The 959-nt window shown below is 64.7% G+C and carries 1 protein-coding gene and 1 pseudogene; one reads left to right on the top strand and one right to left on the bottom strand.

Annotated features, from left to right (window positions below):
• Positions 1 to 125 precede the first annotated feature (125 nt).
• Positions 126 to 647 (bottom strand): protein-export chaperone SecB, encoded by a 522-nt coding sequence (secB, locus tag JCM25156_RS18180; protein ID WP_025814259.1) that lies wholly within the window; start codon positions 645 to 647, stop codon positions 126 to 128.
• Positions 648 to 770: 123 nt separating this feature from the next.
• Here secB and JCM25156_RS31720 point away from each other — a divergent pair.
• Positions 771 to 959 (top strand): annotated as a pseudogene (locus JCM25156_RS31720) (hypothetical protein); the annotation flags it as partial.

Below are 959 nucleotides of genomic sequence, written 5' to 3' on the forward strand. Positions count from 1 at the left end.
GGATCAGGCGGCGATGCTGGCCTGTGTGGACCAGACCTGCCGCCCCGGCCCGGATCCCGCCCGATAAAAAAAGGCCGGGAGCATGCGCCCCCGGCCCGGTCGTCCGTTCGGAACGGCGCGCCCGCTCAGGCGTGGCCCGGCGTCTGGTCGAACGAGTTGCGCTTGGCCTGCCACAGCGACACGAAATCGATCGGCTGGAGCACGACGGGCGGGAAGCCGCCATCGCGCGTGACTTCGCTCAGGATGTTGCGCACGTACGGGAAGATGAGGCGCGGCACCTCCACCAGCAGGATCGGCTCGATCAGTTCGGCCGGCGGGTTGTTCAGCGTCGCGATCGCGGCATAGGTCAGCTCCGCGATGAAGACCGGACGCCCGGCGGGGCCGCCTTCCTGCTGCGGGGGTTCGCTGGCTTCGGCCTTGACGGTCAGCAGCACCTCGAACACCGGCTGTTCCTGCTCGAGACGATTGGCCTGCACGTCGATATTGACCGAGATCTGCGGGCTGGTGCGCAGTGTTGCGAAGATTTCCGCACCGGCGGGCACCTCGAACGAGAGGTCCTTGATGTATTGCAGGTTGATCGCGAGCGGCAGGGCCGGAGGCGCGCCCTGGCCATCTTCGGTGGCGGGGGGCTGGGTCGTATCGGACATGCTTGTCTATGGTCTCCGCAGGTAACATGGAACGGGAAAACGGATATCGTATTCTCTGGCCGTAGCATGGGCCAGCAGGTGATGCCATACCAGCCGCCGGAATTTTAACGGGGGTTGCGCATTGTGCTGGCTCCGGGCGTTGCCTATGTTGGGTGCAGGCTAGTTTCTGGCAGGCTTGGCCGCCTGCGGTTTTGGACGCGCGGCATGAATTTCTCTTTTGGTCATTTCCCTCTGGATCTGGTTATTCTGGGGCTGGTGGCTGTCTTCCTCGTCCTGCGCCTGCGTGGCATTTTGGGCCGTAGGGTCGGCGCG

The organism is Komagataeibacter kakiaceti JCM 25156 (assembly GCF_000613305.1).